The sequence below is a fragment of the Halomonas sp. MMH1-48 genome, from assembly GCF_022348105.1.
Classification (GTDB): Bacteria; Pseudomonadota; Gammaproteobacteria; order Pseudomonadales; family Halomonadaceae; genus Vreelandella; species Vreelandella piezotolerans.
Genome location: NZ_JAKRFL010000017.1, coordinates 1 through 14,545 on the forward strand (window position 1 = coordinate 1; position 14,545 = coordinate 14,545).

General features: G+C 57.7%; 12 protein-coding genes. 3 read left to right on the plus strand and 9 right to left on the minus strand.

Features of this window, described 5'->3' with window-relative positions; all coding sequences use genetic code 11:
* Positions 1–151: 151 nt before the first annotated feature.
* On the minus strand, positions 152–1,258 hold the full coding sequence (locus MHM37_RS13645; RefSeq protein ID WP_239297025.1) for a heparan-alpha-glucosaminide N-acetyltransferase domain-containing protein: 1,107 nt from the start codon (positions 1,256–1,258) through the stop codon (positions 152–154).
* A 218-nt stretch (positions 1,259–1,476) separates the two neighbouring features.
* Positions 1,477–1,773, minus strand: coding sequence for a hypothetical protein (locus tag MHM37_RS13650; protein WP_139525754.1), 297 nt, complete (start codon positions 1,771–1,773; stop codon positions 1,477–1,479).
* Positions 1,774–2,193: 420 nt separating this feature from the next.
* On the opposite strand from MHM37_RS13650, the gene MHM37_RS13655 reads away from it, so the two are divergent.
* Positions 2,194–3,135 carry an exopolyphosphatase gene (locus MHM37_RS13655; RefSeq protein ID WP_239297026.1) on the plus strand — a complete coding sequence of 314 codons (942 nt, stop codon included), beginning with the start codon at positions 2,194–2,196 and terminating at the stop codon, positions 3,133–3,135.
* Positions 3,136–3,229: 94 nt separating this feature from the next.
* On the opposite strand, the gene MHM37_RS13660 is transcribed toward MHM37_RS13655, so the two are convergent.
* The 3 genes from MHM37_RS13660 to MHM37_RS13670 form a co-directional block, all read right to left on the minus strand.
* The gene (locus tag MHM37_RS13660; protein WP_239297027.1) at positions 3,230–4,525 is read right to left on the minus strand and encodes a TRAP transporter large permease; all 1,296 of its coding nucleotides are present in this window, start codon (positions 4,523–4,525) and stop codon (positions 3,230–3,232) included.
* Positions 4,522–5,064: a TRAP transporter small permease gene (locus MHM37_RS13665; protein ID WP_139525757.1), complete on the minus strand. Its 543-nt coding sequence runs from the start codon at positions 5,062–5,064 to the stop codon at positions 4,522–4,524. The genes MHM37_RS13660 and MHM37_RS13665 overlap by 4 nt, the downstream gene beginning before the upstream one ends.
* A 123-nt stretch (positions 5,065–5,187) precedes the next feature.
* The gene (locus MHM37_RS13670) at positions 5,188–6,168 is read right to left on the minus strand and encodes a TRAP transporter substrate-binding protein (RefSeq protein ID WP_239297028.1); all 981 of its coding nucleotides are present in this window, start codon (positions 6,166–6,168) and stop codon (positions 5,188–5,190) included.
* Positions 6,169–6,424: 256 nt separating this feature from the next.
* On the opposite strand from MHM37_RS13670, the gene MHM37_RS13675 reads away from it, so the two are divergent.
* Positions 6,425–7,198 carry an SDR family NAD(P)-dependent oxidoreductase gene (locus MHM37_RS13675; protein ID WP_239297083.1) on the plus strand — a complete coding sequence of 258 codons (774 nt, stop codon included), beginning with the start codon at positions 6,425–6,427 and terminating at the stop codon, positions 7,196–7,198.
* 16 nt (positions 7,199–7,214) lie between these two features.
* Here MHM37_RS13675 and MHM37_RS13680 read toward each other — a convergent pair whose 3' ends face one another.
* The 4 genes from MHM37_RS13680 to speB all read right to left on the minus strand — a co-directional run bounded on the left by MHM37_RS13680 (position 7,215) and on the right by speB (position 12,780).
* A complete protein-coding gene (locus tag MHM37_RS13680) occupies positions 7,215–8,663 on the minus strand; it encodes an aldehyde dehydrogenase family protein (RefSeq protein ID WP_239297030.1) in 1,449 nt (482 codons plus the stop codon).
* A gap of 9 nt (positions 8,664–8,672) precedes the next feature.
* A complete protein-coding gene (locus MHM37_RS13685; protein ID WP_239297032.1) occupies positions 8,673–10,301 on the minus strand; it encodes a 5-guanidino-2-oxopentanoate decarboxylase in 1,629 nt (542 codons plus the stop codon).
* 10 nt (positions 10,302–10,311) lie between these two features.
* Positions 10,312–11,694, minus strand: coding sequence for a YjiH family protein (locus MHM37_RS13690; RefSeq protein WP_239297033.1), 1,383 nt, complete (start codon positions 11,692–11,694; stop codon positions 10,312–10,314).
* Positions 11,695–11,829: 135 nt separating this feature from the next.
* On the minus strand, positions 11,830–12,780 hold the full coding sequence (speB, locus tag MHM37_RS13695) for an agmatinase (RefSeq protein WP_239297035.1): 951 nt from the start codon (positions 12,778–12,780) through the stop codon (positions 11,830–11,832).
* A 246-nt stretch (positions 12,781–13,026) separates the two neighbouring features.
* Here speB and MHM37_RS13700 point away from each other — a divergent pair, with 246 nt between their 5' ends.
* Complete coding sequence (locus MHM37_RS13700) at positions 13,027–14,445, plus strand: sigma 54-interacting transcriptional regulator (RefSeq protein ID WP_239297037.1); 1,419 nt, start codon at positions 13,027–13,029, stop codon at positions 14,443–14,445.
* Positions 14,446–14,545: the final 100 nt, after the last annotated feature.

Genomic DNA, 14,545 nt, shown 5'->3' on the forward strand with positions numbered 1-14,545 from the left:
CCACTCGGAACTGGACACCGCGCCGGACGGTCTGGCTGAACCCGGACCGGGAAGACCCGCTGGTTCAACGCGATCAGCGATTAGAAGCCGCCTGATTCCAGGTTCCAACAAGCTTGACAGGCATCGACCTCCTACCGCTGATGGTGGCGAATTATTTGTATCGGGCGATCCAGCGCGTTAGCCAAATCCACAGCGCGGCCCCAATAATCAACAGCCCACCGACGCCAAGCGCCTGTGGATAGGTGTACATGCCTTCTCCTTCCAGCAGAAAACGCAGCACCAGAAAAATCATTACAATGTGAAAAATGAACGCTTTGAGGGCATCGCTACCCACGACCGTCAGCGGTGTCAACACCCGAGATGCCGCCGACCCACCCGCTAGCGCCATGCCCAGAATCACCAGCGCACCACCCACGCTGTACAGCGTGAATTTTAGCCCAGGCGGGTGCTTGCCATCGTTATTCGCCACCGCCAACATCGCGGCAGACACATCGCCTTCGGCCAAGGCCAATCCATAGAACGCGGCGACCATGACAGCCCCCACGCCCACCAGTGCCAGCACCAGTCGTCGCCGCAGCGCCGTATCAAAATAGCAGCGCAGCAGGGCTTCACCGATCAGCAGGCCCGTCAAAATCAGCGGCGCGCGGCTGAGCTGCCCCCAGGTGTAGTGGTCTTCATGATCGACCAGCAACGCTTTCAAGGTATCGTTACCGCCAAAGCTTAACCCCTGCAGCCAGGCAGAAAGCGTGGTCAAGCCAATAATGAGCGTACACCGACTCCATAGCGGTGCGCGCGCCCATAGCGGCAGCACGAGCGGCACCCAGAGTAGCGCAATGGCGTAAAAGCCGAGAATCTCTACCCAAATCGCAAAGCGCTGGTAAAGTAGCGCATCGACAATATCGCCAGGCGCGTAATACGGCAGCATCTCGACGATGGTGAGCGCCTTGTACCAAAACCACACTTCTATCGCGCGCACCCACAGTTTTAGCCGCCTTCTTGGCCATGCATCCGTTTGGGTAGACGCTAAAAACGCCACGGCCAGCGCAATCCCAAATACTAAAATGAACAGAGAAGAAGAGAACTTGGTAAGAAAGTGGACGGGCACCATGCCCCAATCGGGCACGTTGCGTATGCCAATCAGCCCGCTCACCGTGTGGCTGAGAATCATCAGCCCAATCGCTATACCACGGGCGAGATCGATCGCATCTATACGCCCTTCCGCACGGGGAAGGTGCGGCACTTCTTGCCAGGTAAACACGTTAGCAACGTCCTTGTCGGGTGTTCATGTTAATGAAGCGTTGCTTTTACCATAGCCTATCCGTCTAGTGAGATACGGCGCTTTATTAAACGTTGCCACTCTTCCAACACAATAATTTCAACACAATAATTCCAACACAACAGTGCCCCGCAATGGCGGGGCACTGTGCTGCTCATCCATGAGCGTGAGGTGAAGGACTTCCTTTCGCTAAGAGGGGGTTACTGGCCAGACGTGTCGTTCTTTTCCGTTTCCCACTGCTCCTGCTCTTCTTCCTCTTCTTCATACGTAAATTCTTGCTCTTCCTCTTCGTACTCGGTGGTCACGTCATCCGTCGTGGCATCCTGCTCCTGACCGGTGTCGTAGGAGTTATAGGTGCCTTGCTCGTCCTGCATGGTCTCTTCTTGCGGTGTTGTAGGCTGCTCTTCGTGCTCTTCCATCGCAAACGCCAATGGGCTTGCTACCAGACCAAACGATACACCCAGAATACCCAGTTTCTTGAGAGCTTCCTTTTTCATGGTCGTGCCTCCTAATGGCAATTCTTTCGTTCAATTCAGCGTTCAATATTCACAACGTTGCAACTTCACGATCGATAAGAGCGGCGAGTCGTCCTAACTTTTCGCTCTTGCCCAGTCATTGCAGTCAACGTACCAGGGCATACCAAAAACTCATATATCATATATTTTTCAAAAGCTTATTTAATAAATGCGCGGTTATATATCCACTGATTCGCGACTTTTAATTAGCGAAAACTTGTTTATGTTTGACACATGGGACCCAGCGATTCATGCCATTCAGCACGCAGGCTAATTAAGCATCAGAGATAGCGGTCAAAGCAGAAGCGTTGGAGGGAGAGGTTGCAAGGCCAGAAAGGCTTATTTTAACCCAACATAACTGCTGGTATCTTTTGGTCACCGTTCATCGTATCGAGAAAACAAATGTCTACCCAACAAGCATCCACGTTTCGTTTAGTGACCCGCAGCGATTTTGATGGTTTGGTTTGCGGTGCCCTGCTCAAGCATTTGGGCCTCATCGACGACATTACCTTCGTGCATCCGAAGGACATGCAGGACGGCAACATTGAGATCGATGCCAACGACATCACCACCAACCTGCCCTACGTGCCTGGCTGCCACTTGGCTTTCGATCACCATTTGAGCGAAACGGTGCGTAACGTCGAGCGGGCCGACAACCACATCATCAATGCAGACGCCCCGTCTGCGGCCCGCGTGGTTTGGGAGTACTACGGCGGACATGAGGCCTTCCCCGCCCGCTGGGACGACATGATGGACGCCGTCGATAAAGGTGATTCTGCCCAGTTCAATAAAGACGAGATTCTCGATCCTCAGGGGTGGGTGCTGCTGAACTTCATCATGGATGCCCGCACGGGCCTGGGCCGCTTTCGCGATTTTCGTATTTCCAACTATCAGTTGATGATGAAGTTGATCGATTACTGTCGAGAGCACACCATCGATGAAATCCTCGCCCTCGACGATGTACACGAGCGCACTACGCTTTACCGTGAACACGAAACGTTAGCGAAAGAGCAGATCAAGCGCTGCGCTACCGTACATGGCAACGTGGTGGTGCTGGACCTACGCAACGAGGACATCATCTACGCGACCAACCGCTTTGTCATCTACGCCATGTACCCCGACTGCAATATCTCGATTCACGTAATGTGGGGGCTCAAGCAGCAGAACACCGTGCTAGCGATTGGTAAATCGATCCTCAACCGCTCCAGCCGCACCAACGTAGGCGAGCTGTGCCTAAGCTACGGCGGTGGCGGTCACCTGAACGCGGGCACCTGCCAAGTAGATAACAACCAGGCAGAGAAAGCGCTGGCGGAGATTATCGAGAAGATTAGAGCGGATGGGTAAAGAAGCTACTTATCTACCTTCGTTCTTCTAATACCCACCTCGTCTTCGCCCCTCACGTCACTAGCGTCTAAGGGGCGAAGCAAACGACTCTTCTTCAATACCCCATGACATCGGGCAGCCAAGTGGCCAGCCCAGGTACGGCGATCAGCAGCAGAATGGTCGCCAGGATGGGCAGCAAGAAGGGCAGTATCGCGGCCACCACTTGGTCATAGCGTAAGCGTGTAATGCCCACCATCAAGAACAGCACCGTGCCAAACGGCGGGGTAATCACGCCTACCGAAAGCGTAATCACCATGACGATACCGAAGTGTACGGGGTCTAGCCCGGCGCTCAGCGCGGCGGGCACGACAATGGGGGTGAAAATTAGGATGCTTTCGATCACCGACATGAAGCAGCCGATCAGCAGGAAGAACAGCGCAAAGCAGAGCAGCAGCACGAACATGGGCATATCGATACTAGCCACTTGGCCCGCCAGCGCCTGGGGGATGCCCATACGCACGAGAATCCAGCCATAGAAGCTAGATACCGCGATAATCAGCAGGATCACCGCACTGAACATCAGGGTGCGACGGAAAGCATTGAAAAGGTCCCGCCAACTCAAATCGCGATAGATCAAGCCACCCAAAATCACCGCATAGAGCGAGGCAATCGCGCCTGCCTCTGTCGGTGTGAAAAAGCCGCCCCAGATGCCACCGACAATGATCGCTGGCATCATCAACGGCAGAATGGCACGTTTTCCCGTGCAGGCGACTTCACACGCATCGAAGGGAACCGGCTTCGGCATCACCACCTTGCCACTGGCCGATAGCAATAGCGTCATGCCCATGAGCAGCAGCGCCATCAATATGCCCGGCAGTAGCCCCGCCATGAACAGCCCACCGATACTCACATTGGCCAGCCAGCCATAGACCACGAGGGCGATGCTGGGCGGGAGGATGGGGCCGATCACACTGGAGGCCGCCGTGATGCCGGTCGAGTACCCCAGTGCGTAGCCACGCTCTTTCATGGCTTTGATTTCGATGCTGCCAAGCCCGGCAGCGTCGGCGACGGCAGTGCCCGACATAGTGGCAAAAATAGAGCTGGCGACCACGTTAGCGTGGCCCAGGCCGCCCTTGGTAAAGCCCACCAAGGCGGTGGCAAAGTCAAAAATGCGCGTCGTGGTGGAGCCGATATTCATGATATTGGCGGCCAAGATGAACAGCGGGATTGCTAAAAGCGTAAAGTTATTGAGGGTTTGTACCATCCGTAATGGCAGCAGCTCGACGGGCAACCCGCCGGTTCCCGTCACGACGAGGGCAACAAAGGACGTCACGCCGATGGCGACCACGACAGGTAAGCCCATCGCCATGAGCGCTAGCAGGCCACCGACAAAAATCAGTAATTCGGTCATGGCCGAGAGGCCTCCTCTTCACGGGCCGCGCCCAACCACACCACGGGACCACGCACGCATTGCCACAGGGCGATCAGCGCCATGCCAACAAAGCTGAAAAAGACACCGTAATAGAGGTAACTGAAACTGATGCTGAGCGAGACGGTTTTATTGTTGGCGCTCACGTCCGACATGATCCACGCCCCCCAAGCGGCAAGCGCGAAAAAGCCAAACGAGATCAGCGCCGTGAGACGATATTGAACATGCCGACCCAGGCCGGAAAGCTTGTGACTAAACAGATCAACGGCAAGGTGCTCGCCGCGCACCCAAGCCGATAAAGACCCAAAACCAATGGCATAGATGGCTAGCATCGAAGCCACCTCTTCTGTCCAGGGCATCCCAATGCCGAGCAGGTCGCGGGCAATCACGGCCGCCACGATCAGCAGCAGAATAGCGGCCATGAGCGCAACGCCCACCCCGTCGCAGAGACGAGTCACACTCCTTAGCGTATAGAAAGCCACTCGATCCAACCCTTTGCTGGGCGCTACCGCGTCTTCCACCAGAAAGCTCCTTATCTGAACGTTTTTTGATCGCCTATGGAAACCCGTCGTTGATAGCGTATTGACCTGACGTCTAAAACAGCGACGACCCAAGGGGCCGTCGCGAGCGCTGTGCTACGTGTGTTACGGGTCTTGATGACCCAGCGCGTCTTCACGAACACCGTCGGCCATATCCGCCATGACGCGGTCAATGGCCGGTAACGCGGCTTCACGGAAAGGCGTAACGTCTGGCTCGATCACGGTCATGCCTTCCTCTTGAAGGGCCTCGAGATAGAACTCGTCGAGTTCGCGCTCTTGCTCTGAACCGTATTGACGGGCCACGTCGATCGCTTCTTCGATCAGCGCTTGGTCCTCGGCTTCGAGGCCGTCCCACCAGCGCGAACTGGCCACCCAGCTCCACGGGAACTGTACGTGGCTGGTCATGATCAGGTAGTCCTGTACTTCCCAGAGACGGCGAGTGTAGGGGGAGGAGAGCGAGTTCTCATGGCCATCGACCTGACCGGTCTGCATGGCAAGATAAATTTCGGGCGCGGGCACGTTGACGACCTGAGCACCGATCTCTTCCCACACTTCCAGCCATACCGGCAGCGACGGTAGGCGCAGGCGGAAGCCTTCCAGATCGTCCGGCGTGTGGATCTCTTTATTCGCCGTCATATGGCGGGGCCCGCGGTGCTGCAAACCAAAATACTTCAAGCCGCCCTGGCTTTCGGCTTGCTCCACCAGCGCTTGGCCGGACGGACTCTCCATGTAGGCATCCACTTCCTCCCAGGTGGTGAACACGAAAGGAACCGTAATGGCGTCATATTCAGGCGCATACTGCTGGCGCCAGTTACCGCCGGTGATGGAGAGCTGGGTTTGACCCAAGTTGAGCAGTTCCAGCACGGCGTTTTCGCCGCCTAGCGAACCGGCTAGGAAAGGCCGCACGTCAAAGCGGCCGGGCGCTTTCTCTTCCAAATACTCAGCGAAGCGCTCTACGGCGGCACTTTCGGAACCGCCCTCGCTCATGGTGTTATTGACTTGAATCTCGATGGGGTTGGCCAGCGCGAACGGGGCTGTCGTCAACATGCCTAAGGTCGCCAGCGTGGCAAGCAGGTGTTTCCGCATGGGAAGGCTCTCTATGGTTGTCGTTATTGGGTGTGATGCTGGCTCGATCTTGAAACAAGCCGCCAAGGCGCTCAAATCGGCGTTCGAGAAGGCAGGCTTCGTCAATGACGATGGCTGCAATCGCCCAGAGAATGGCGCCTTTTCAGAGACGCGGCGAAAGAGTGCGACTAAAGATGGATACTCAAGCGCTCGGATTCGTCACCCAATGACGCTTTCCCGAGCGGTTCAATATCAAGTCACTGTGGGAGTATTCTCCATGCACGAAACCAAGCAGGTCGTGTTCATCACCGGTGCGACGTCCGGCATTGGGCTCGCGTGCGCTCACCTCTTTGCCCAGGCAGGCTGGGCACTCGTTTTGACAGGCCGACGCCAGGAACGTCTAGAGCAGCTACAGGCGACCTTTGAAAAACAAGTACCGACTCATACGGCGGCGCTGGACGTCAGCGACGCCAAAGCGGTGGCCAACGTCGTGGCGGCCTTGCCCGAGCCTTTTCAACGGGTGCGCACGCTGATCAACAATGCCGGGCTGGCGCTGGGCAAGGATCCGGCACCGCAAGCATCACTGGATGACTGGCACCGTATGATCGATACCAACATCAAAGGGCTGGTCAACGTCACCAAACACTTGCTGCCGCATCTGTGCGCTTCTCCCTCAGGGGCCACGATCATCAACCTGGGCTCCATTGCCGCCAATACGCCCTACCCGGGCGGCCATGTATACGGTGCCACCAAGGCTTTCGTGGAGCAGTTCAGCTATAACCTACGCTGTGACGTGGGCCCGCTGGGCATTCGCGTCACGGACCTGGCCCCCGGCATGACGGCCAGCGAGTTCACCCTGGTGCGCATGAAGGGCGACCAGAGCGTCGCCGACCGCTACTACGAAGGTGCTCAACCGCTCCAGCCGGAAGACGTGGCCACGCAGGCGCTGCATGTGGCCTCCCTGCCTGCCCACGTCAACATCACCCGCCTGGAAGTCATGCCCGTGTGTCAGCAGTGGTCAGCACCGACCATTTTGCGCAATCAGACGTGAGTGTTGGCTCGGCGCATTACGTCGCTGGGCCAACCACATGCTTCACCTCTAGGTAGGCACTCAGTCCCCAAGGCCCCAACTCGCGGCCAATGCCGCTACGCTTGAAGCCGCCCCAGGCGGTTTCGGGCAGTACGAGCTGCTCGCTGTTGTACCAAATACTGCCTGCCCTCAACTGGCGGCCAATGCGCTTGGCGCGTTCCGGATCACCACTGATCACCGTGGCGGCGAGGCCAAAGTCACTGGCATTGGCAAGCCGAATGGCTTCGGCTTCGCTGGTCACGCTATGGCCGCAAAGCACGGGGCCGAAGATCTCTTCTTTCCACAAACGGCTCTGAACTGGCACATCGCGGTAAAGCGTGGGGGCTAGAAAATAGCCTTGCGCGGGTAGCGTGCGGTGCCGCCCATCGCGCACTACCGTGAGCCCTTCCTGCTCGGCAATATCCAGATAACGCTTTACCGCATCGCGCTGCTTGGCGCTGGTCAACGGCCCTAAGTCGGTACCTTCGGCAAGCGGGTCGCCCAGTGTCAGCGCATCCATCCGTTCGGCAAGCGCCGCATAGAGGGCTTCGGCAATGTCTTCGTGTACCAATAGACGCGAAGTGGCTGAGCAGATCTGCCCAGCGTTGAAGTAGATACCGGCCATCACCCAGTCAGCGGCTTGGGCAGGGTCTGCGTCTTCCATCACTACAATGGGTGATTTACCGCCCAGCTCCAGCGATACGCCCGCGGTACGGGTACTGGCAGCCTGCATGACGGCCTCGCCCACGCGGTTACTGCCGGTAAAGGAGATTTTATCCACGCCAGGGTGGTTCGTCAGCGGCGCGCCGATGCCCTCACCGTCACCATTGAGCAGATTCAACACCCCAGCGGGCAAGCCGATTTCCAGCGCGATCTCCGCCAGCACCCGTTCAGGCAGTGGCGTCACTTCCGACGGTTTGAGCACGGCAGTACAGCCTGCAGCCAAGGCAGGCGCCAGCTTCCAGGCGCTGGTCACTAGCGGGAAGTTCCACGGTGCAATCAGCCCCACGACGCCGACAGGGTCGTGATACGTACGTGCTTCCACGCCGTCCATGTCGACATTGACCCGCTCCCCTTGCCGAGCATCCAGCGCTGTGGCCTGCTTGGCGTAGTAGCGATAGCAGGCAATCGCATCGTCCAGATCAATGCCTGCTTCCACCAGGGGCTTACCGTTATTGGTGGCCGACAGAGTGATCAATGCCTCTCGGCGAGACGCCAGTGCATCAGCAAATCCATCGAGGTAGTTGGCACGTGCGCCCCCTCCCAACGCCTGCCATTCAGGTTGAGCCTGTTGAGCGGCGTTGACGGCAGCGTCGACATCTGAGGCATCTCCCGCTGTGACCTGGGCAATACGCTCCTCGAGGTAAGGATTCATCACGTCGAGCAAACGGGTGCCCTTCGATGCAACCCACTGGTTGTTGATGAACTGCTGGTTGAGTGTCTGCATGGAAACGTCCTAGTCAGAAGGTGAGCACGCGCGCTGCCAAGCAGCGGCGTCGATCTCGATCAGTAGCGGCCCGCTGGGAGCACGGTTGGCGAGCGCCTCGGAAAGCTCGTCGGGGCTCTCTACCAGCATGCCCGGGCAGCCGAAGCCTTCGGCCAGAGTCAGGAAGTTGGGCGCTTGAATATCGACCCCCAAGCGAGCTACGCCGTTGGCATCCATATAGCGGCGGATCTCTTCGTAGCCCGCGTTATGCCATAGCACGACGACCACGGGCAGACGAGCTTCCACGGCGGTGGCGAGTTCCGAGAGTGTAAACATCACTCCGCCGTCTCCCACCAGCGCCACGACGGGGAGATCAGGCCGGGCTAGCTGTGCTCCAAGTGCCGCAGGCAGCCCATAGCCCAAGGTGCAGTAGCCAGTAGACGCATTGAAATAGCGGCGCGGCGCGGGCTGGCTGACGAGGTGGTTGCCGGCATACACCGGCGCGGTGGAGTCGCCCACGAGAATGGCGTCAGGCAAATGGTCGGCCAGCGTTGCGTAGAGCGGCACGAAATCGCTAAACGCGGGATCGTTGGCCAAATCCAAAGCGTTCAGAGTAGAGGCCGTTCGCTCGACGCCCTGACGTTTCAGCGGCTCAGAAAAATGCTTGAGCAGAAGCTGCAAACTCCGCCCGGCATCGCCCACCAGGCCGAGCGTAGTACGCTGGTTGCGCACCAGTTGTTCGGGATCGATGTCGATACGAATCAGCGTGCCGTTGAGATGAAAGCCGTCGTCGAAAACGACGTCATAGTCAGTTTCGCCAAGCTCGGTACCTACGGCCAAAATCACATCGGCACTGGCAGCCAGCTCCCTCACAGCGGGCAGCGCGGCATTGGCTCCCAGGTCCAGCGGGTGATTACACCCCAGCAGCCCCTTGGCGTTGATAGTCGTCACCGTGGGGGCATCCAGCTGCTCTACCAGGGCCCTGGCGGCGTCTGGCGCTGACACACAACCACCCCCTAACAGCACCAGAGGCTGCTGCGCCGCCTTGAGTAGCCGAGCCGCCTCGGCCAGCCCTTCCGGGTCGGGAGCCGCGCGGTATAGCGTGGGCGCTTGCCAGCTAGTCGGCACGCTGACAGGCGCATTAAACAGATCGATAGGGATTTCGATATGTACCGGGCCTGAGCGAGCACCACTGAACACGGCAAAGGCGCGGGCCAGTACTTCCGGCAGCGTGCTGGCATCCAGCAGCGTGTGGCTAAACCGCGCCACGCCGCTGATCAGTTGCTGCTGGCTGGGCAGTTCGTGCAGCCGCCCCTGACCTAAACCCAAGGTATCGCGTCGGTTAACGCTGGAGATCACCAGCATAGGGATGGAGTCCGCCAGGGCTTGGCCCATGGCGGTGGCTATATTGGTCATCCCCGGCCCGGTGATGATCAAGCATACCCCCGGCTGACCGCTGGCACGGGCATAGCCATCGGCCATGAAGCCAGCCCCCTGCTCGTGGCGCGGAGTGATGTGCTCTACCTCACTGCTTTCCAGGCCACGGTACAGCTCGACCGTGTGTACACCGGGAATGCCAAACAGTGCCCGCACGCCGTAGGTATCGCGCAGCAGATGGATCAACAGATCGGCGCAGGTCATCGTCGTTGACTCGTTCATACATGACCTCTTAGAAGAAAAACGTATGGGCCATGAAGGCAATGATCGGCAGCGTAATGGCCGTACGCAGCAGAAACACCACGGCCAGCTCCCAGAACCTGATGGGAATCTTCGACTTGAGCAGCAGCGCACCAATTTCCGACATATACACCAGCTGCGTCATGGAAAGGCAGGCAATTACGAAGCGGGTCAACTCACTATCGATATTGGTGGCCAGCACGGCAGGCAGGAACATGTCCGCGAATCCTACCAGCGTGGCAGGGGCGGCCGCCTGGGCTTCGGGAAGACGCAACAGTTCCAGCACCGGCACCATGGGGTAAGAGCGCCAGGTAAATAGCGGCGTGAACTCGGCCAAAATCAGCGCCACGGTGCCAATCGCAAACACCAATGGCAGCAGCGTCAGAAAGATATCGATGACGTTGAGCAGCGCCAACCGTGCTAGTTCTTTTGGCCCTGGTGCGCCCGCTGCGCGGCGGGTGGCCTGCAACAGGCTGTAGCGGAACAGGCCCACGTTTTCGGTGCGCTCCTCGCTTAACTGGCAGCCGACCGGCTCGTAGTAGTCATCGGATTTACGCGACAGCGGCGGAATCCGCGAGACAACCACCGCAGCAATTAAGCCCGACACTACGACGGTAAAGTAGAACGGTACGAACAGGTGATTGAGATTGACGAAATTGACTACTAACAGACTAAAAGCGATGGAAGCGACAGAGAAGTTCGTTGCAATCACCGAGGCTTCGCGGCCATTGTAGTAGCCCTGCTCGTACTGTTGGGCAGTAATTAGCACACCCACTGTTCCCGACCCCATCCAAGAGGCAGTCGCATCGATAGCGCTTCGCCCAGGTAAGTTGAAAATAATGCGAAACGGTTTGCGTACCATGGTGCCAATGAACTCCATGAAACCGAATTCGACCAGAAATGGCAGCAATACGGCAGCAAAGAAGAAAAAGGTCAACAACACAGGGGCTAAGTCATTGAGCATGACACCGCCGGTAAACGACGCAGTGACGAACTCAGGCCCAAACTGGAAAAAGGTCATGATGACAAAAACGGCGCCCAAGACCCGCATGGCTATCCAAATCGCGCCCACATTGAACATATCGTGGAAAGGCCCACTTTTCGCCCAGGCAGGTTGGGTGACTTTAACGTAGAGCGTCACGACGACTGACAGGCACAATACGAACAACGCGATAGCGGGTAAGGCGTCCTCCAGCAGAGATTGCAGCCCATCTGCCATAATCCCCATGCCAATATTGATCGAATCACCTATTTGGAAAGGCACCAAAAACAGCATTACCCCAATGATGGAAGGGATCAGAAACTTCAGTAAATCTCGGCTAGGGATGGGGGCCGTCGATGTCGGTTCTTCCGACTTCGCTTGAGAATGAGACATACGATTCACCTTTTGAGTGTGATTATTGGAGGTGGGCTGGCGGCGTCCGGAAGGGAAGCGCGGCTCCCCTTCTTATGTATTGTCGTATGCGCCTTGTTAGGTCAGCGCTTTTTCACGAACACGTGCATGCTAGGTTTAGGCGTTACGCTTAACACTCGGCAGTACGCAGAGCATTTCATACAGCAGCGTGGCACCCATCAGCGCCGTATTACCGCTGGGGTCATAAGGTGGCGATACCTCTACCAAGTCCCCGCCTACAATGTTCAAGCCCGCAGCGCCCCGCACGATTTCCAAGCCTTGGGCAGAGGTCAGGCCGCCCATTTCCACGGTGCCGGTGCCAGGGGCAACGGAGGGGTCTAAGCCGTCGATATCAAAACTGATATACACCGGGATATCGCCCATCTGCTCACGCACTTCCGCCATCAGCGGAGCGAGCGAGCGGTGCCAGCACTCTTCAGCAGGCACCACGCGGAAACCCTGCTCGCGGCACCAGTCGAAATCTTCGGGGGCGTAGCCGGTGCCGCGCAGACCGATTTGCATGACCTTGTTATGAGCCAGCAAGCCCTCTTCCTGGGCGCGGCGGAACGGCGTGCCATGGGCAATCGGCTCACCGAACATATGCTCGTTCACATCCGCATGGGCATCGATATGAATCAAGCCCACCGGGCCATGCTTTTTGGCCATGGCGCGTAGAATCGGCAGCGTCAGCGTGTGCTCGCCCCCTAGCGTGAGAGGAATGCAGTCATGCTTCAGCACGTCGTCGTAGAAGGCGGTGATGATGTCGACGCTTTTCGGCAGATGAAAGGTGTTGATGGGCACGTCACCGATATCGGCGACCTGAAGACGCTCGAAGGGAGCTGCCCCCGTGGCCATGTTGAAGGGGCGCAACATGCGCGACTCATCGCGAATCTGGCGTGGCCCCAGGCGGGTACCGGGGCGGTTCGATGTACCGATATCCATGGGAATGCCGATAAACGCTGCATCCAGCCCTTCGGCACTCTCTTGTGTGGGCAGGCGCATCATGGTGGCAGGACCGGCAAAGCGCGGCATGGTGTTGCCGCCCAGCGGCTGATTGAATTCCGACATCGTTCTCTCCTTGGATTTATTGTGGCTAGCCTGACGGCCTAGCGATTTATCTAGCTCATACACAGGTACTGCACAGACCATGCCAAGTTACCCACGCTGATAAATAGGTAGGTTTACCGCCTTATCGATGCAAAAATGAATCGATAAGCCAATGAATCAATGCAAAAATGAATCAATGAGTCATCTTTGCATTAACCTGTTCATCCAACGCTATAAAAGCGGCGGCGGTAGATTAAGGAGGGACGCATGAGTGAAATCGACAGGCGCGTACTGCAAACCATTGTGGAAACCGCGAATGACCACTTTTTTATTGTCAGTGGCGACGGTCAAATCTTGGATATAAGCCCAGGTGCCGAGGCGGTGTACGGCGTCTCGCGGGAAGAGCTGCTCTCCAGCAGCGTTCAACAGCTGCAGGCGGCCGGCGTTTTGAAACCTTCCATCACCCTGGAAGTGATGCGCACCCGCCAGCCCGCTCAGCTAATGCAAATCACCGGCACGGGTCGCCGCGTCATCGCAGAAGCCTACCCGGTGTTCGTCAACGGCACGCTAGAGCGCATTATCAGCCGCTCAAGAGATCTCACCGACTTACAGCTTCTGCAGGACGAGTACGCCCTGCTACAAAAACGCTTTAGCGAACACTTAAAGCGCAGCCAGGCCGCGCCCGATGCCGAAGAGCAAGCGCTGGATGCTGCGCTGGACCACCTTCAGGTCAGAAGCCATGTGATGCGGGAAATCGCCCTGTTGCTCAAGCGCGTGGCACCATCGGATGCCAACGTGCTGATGCTGGGGGAGTCTGGCGTGGGCAAGACGGCCTTTGCCAAGCAGCTCCACCGCTGGAGCGAGCGCCATCATGGCCCTTTCATCGAGGTCAACTGCGCATCAATTCCCGACAACCTGTTTGAGTCGGAGATGTTCGGCTACCAGCCCGGCGCGTTTAGCGGTGCAGCACGGCAAGGCAAAGCGGGGCTGCTGGAACAGGCCGAAGGGGGCACGCTGTTTCTGGATGAAATCGGCGAGCTGCCGTTGTTAATGCAAACCAAGCTGCTGAAAGTCATCCAGGATGGCAGCCTGACGCGCCTTGGGGATACGCGCTCCCGCCGGGTCGATTTTCGCTTGGTGGTCGCGACCAATCAGGATTTGGGCAAGCAGGTGGAAGCGGGGCGTTTCCGCCTCGACCTTTACTACCGCCTCAACGTCATCCCGGTCACCCTGCCACCGCTGCGCGACCGACGTGAGGATATTCCCGACTTGGTGGAAGCATGCTTACAACGGCTGAACCAGCGCTATGGGCGGCAGAAAATTCTCGGTAATCACGTATGGTCGACCCTCATGGGCAGCGACTGGCCGGGTAATGTCAGGGAGCTGGAAAACTGGCTGGAGAGAGCCTGGCTTTCAAGCCCCACCGATCAAATTGAAGTGCCTGCTACGCAGGCCTATACCGAACAGCATACCCACCGCTTGGCGAATGTATCTGCTTCACCTATCGCGGCACCGCTCGCCTCAGGCGAAAGCTTGAAAGAGTACCTAGAGCGGTTAGAGCGGGACGCGCTACGAACATTGTGTCACACGCTGCCCAGCACCTACGCCATCGCCAAGCGGCTGGGTATCAGCCAGTCCAGCGTCGTACGCCGGTTGCAGCGTTACGGCATTAACATCTCTCGTTGATGCTTAGCCCCATACGTCACACCCCTGCCACACGAGCGTCATTCAACCGCAACACCTCCATCACATGATTGACCTATAAGCCCACGGCCAATCTTGGAGG

Coding starts and splice junctions, on each gene's coding strand:
- MHM37_RS13685 (WP_239297032.1), bottom strand. CDS start 10,301: ATGAACGAGTCAACGACGATGACCTGCGCCGATCTGTTGATCCATCTG.
- MHM37_RS13655 (WP_239297026.1), top strand. CDS start 2,194: ATGTCTACCCAACAAGCATCCACGTTTCGTTTAGTGACCCGCAGCGAT.
- speB (WP_239297035.1), bottom strand. CDS start 12,780: ATGTCGGAATTCAATCAGCCGCTGGGCGGCAACACCATGCCGCGCTTT.
- MHM37_RS13650 (WP_139525754.1), bottom strand. CDS start 1,773: ATGAAAAAGGAAGCTCTCAAGAAACTGGGTATTCTGGGTGTATCGTTT.
- MHM37_RS13670 (WP_239297028.1), bottom strand. CDS start 6,168: ATGCGGAAACACCTGCTTGCCACGCTGGCGACCTTAGGCATGTTGACG.
- MHM37_RS13675 (WP_239297083.1), top strand. CDS start 6,425: ATGCACGAAACCAAGCAGGTCGTGTTCATCACCGGTGCGACGTCCGGC.
- MHM37_RS13700 (WP_239297037.1), top strand. CDS start 13,027: ATGAGTGAAATCGACAGGCGCGTACTGCAAACCATTGTGGAAACCGCG.
- MHM37_RS13660 (WP_239297027.1), bottom strand. CDS start 4,525: ATGACCGAATTACTGATTTTTGTCGGTGGCCTGCTAGCGCTCATGGCG.
- MHM37_RS13680 (WP_239297030.1), bottom strand. CDS start 8,663: ATGCAGACACTCAACCAGCAGTTCATCAACAACCAGTGGGTTGCATCG.
- MHM37_RS13690 (WP_239297033.1), bottom strand. CDS start 11,694: ATGTCTCATTCTCAAGCGAAGTCGGAAGAACCGACATCGACGGCCCCC.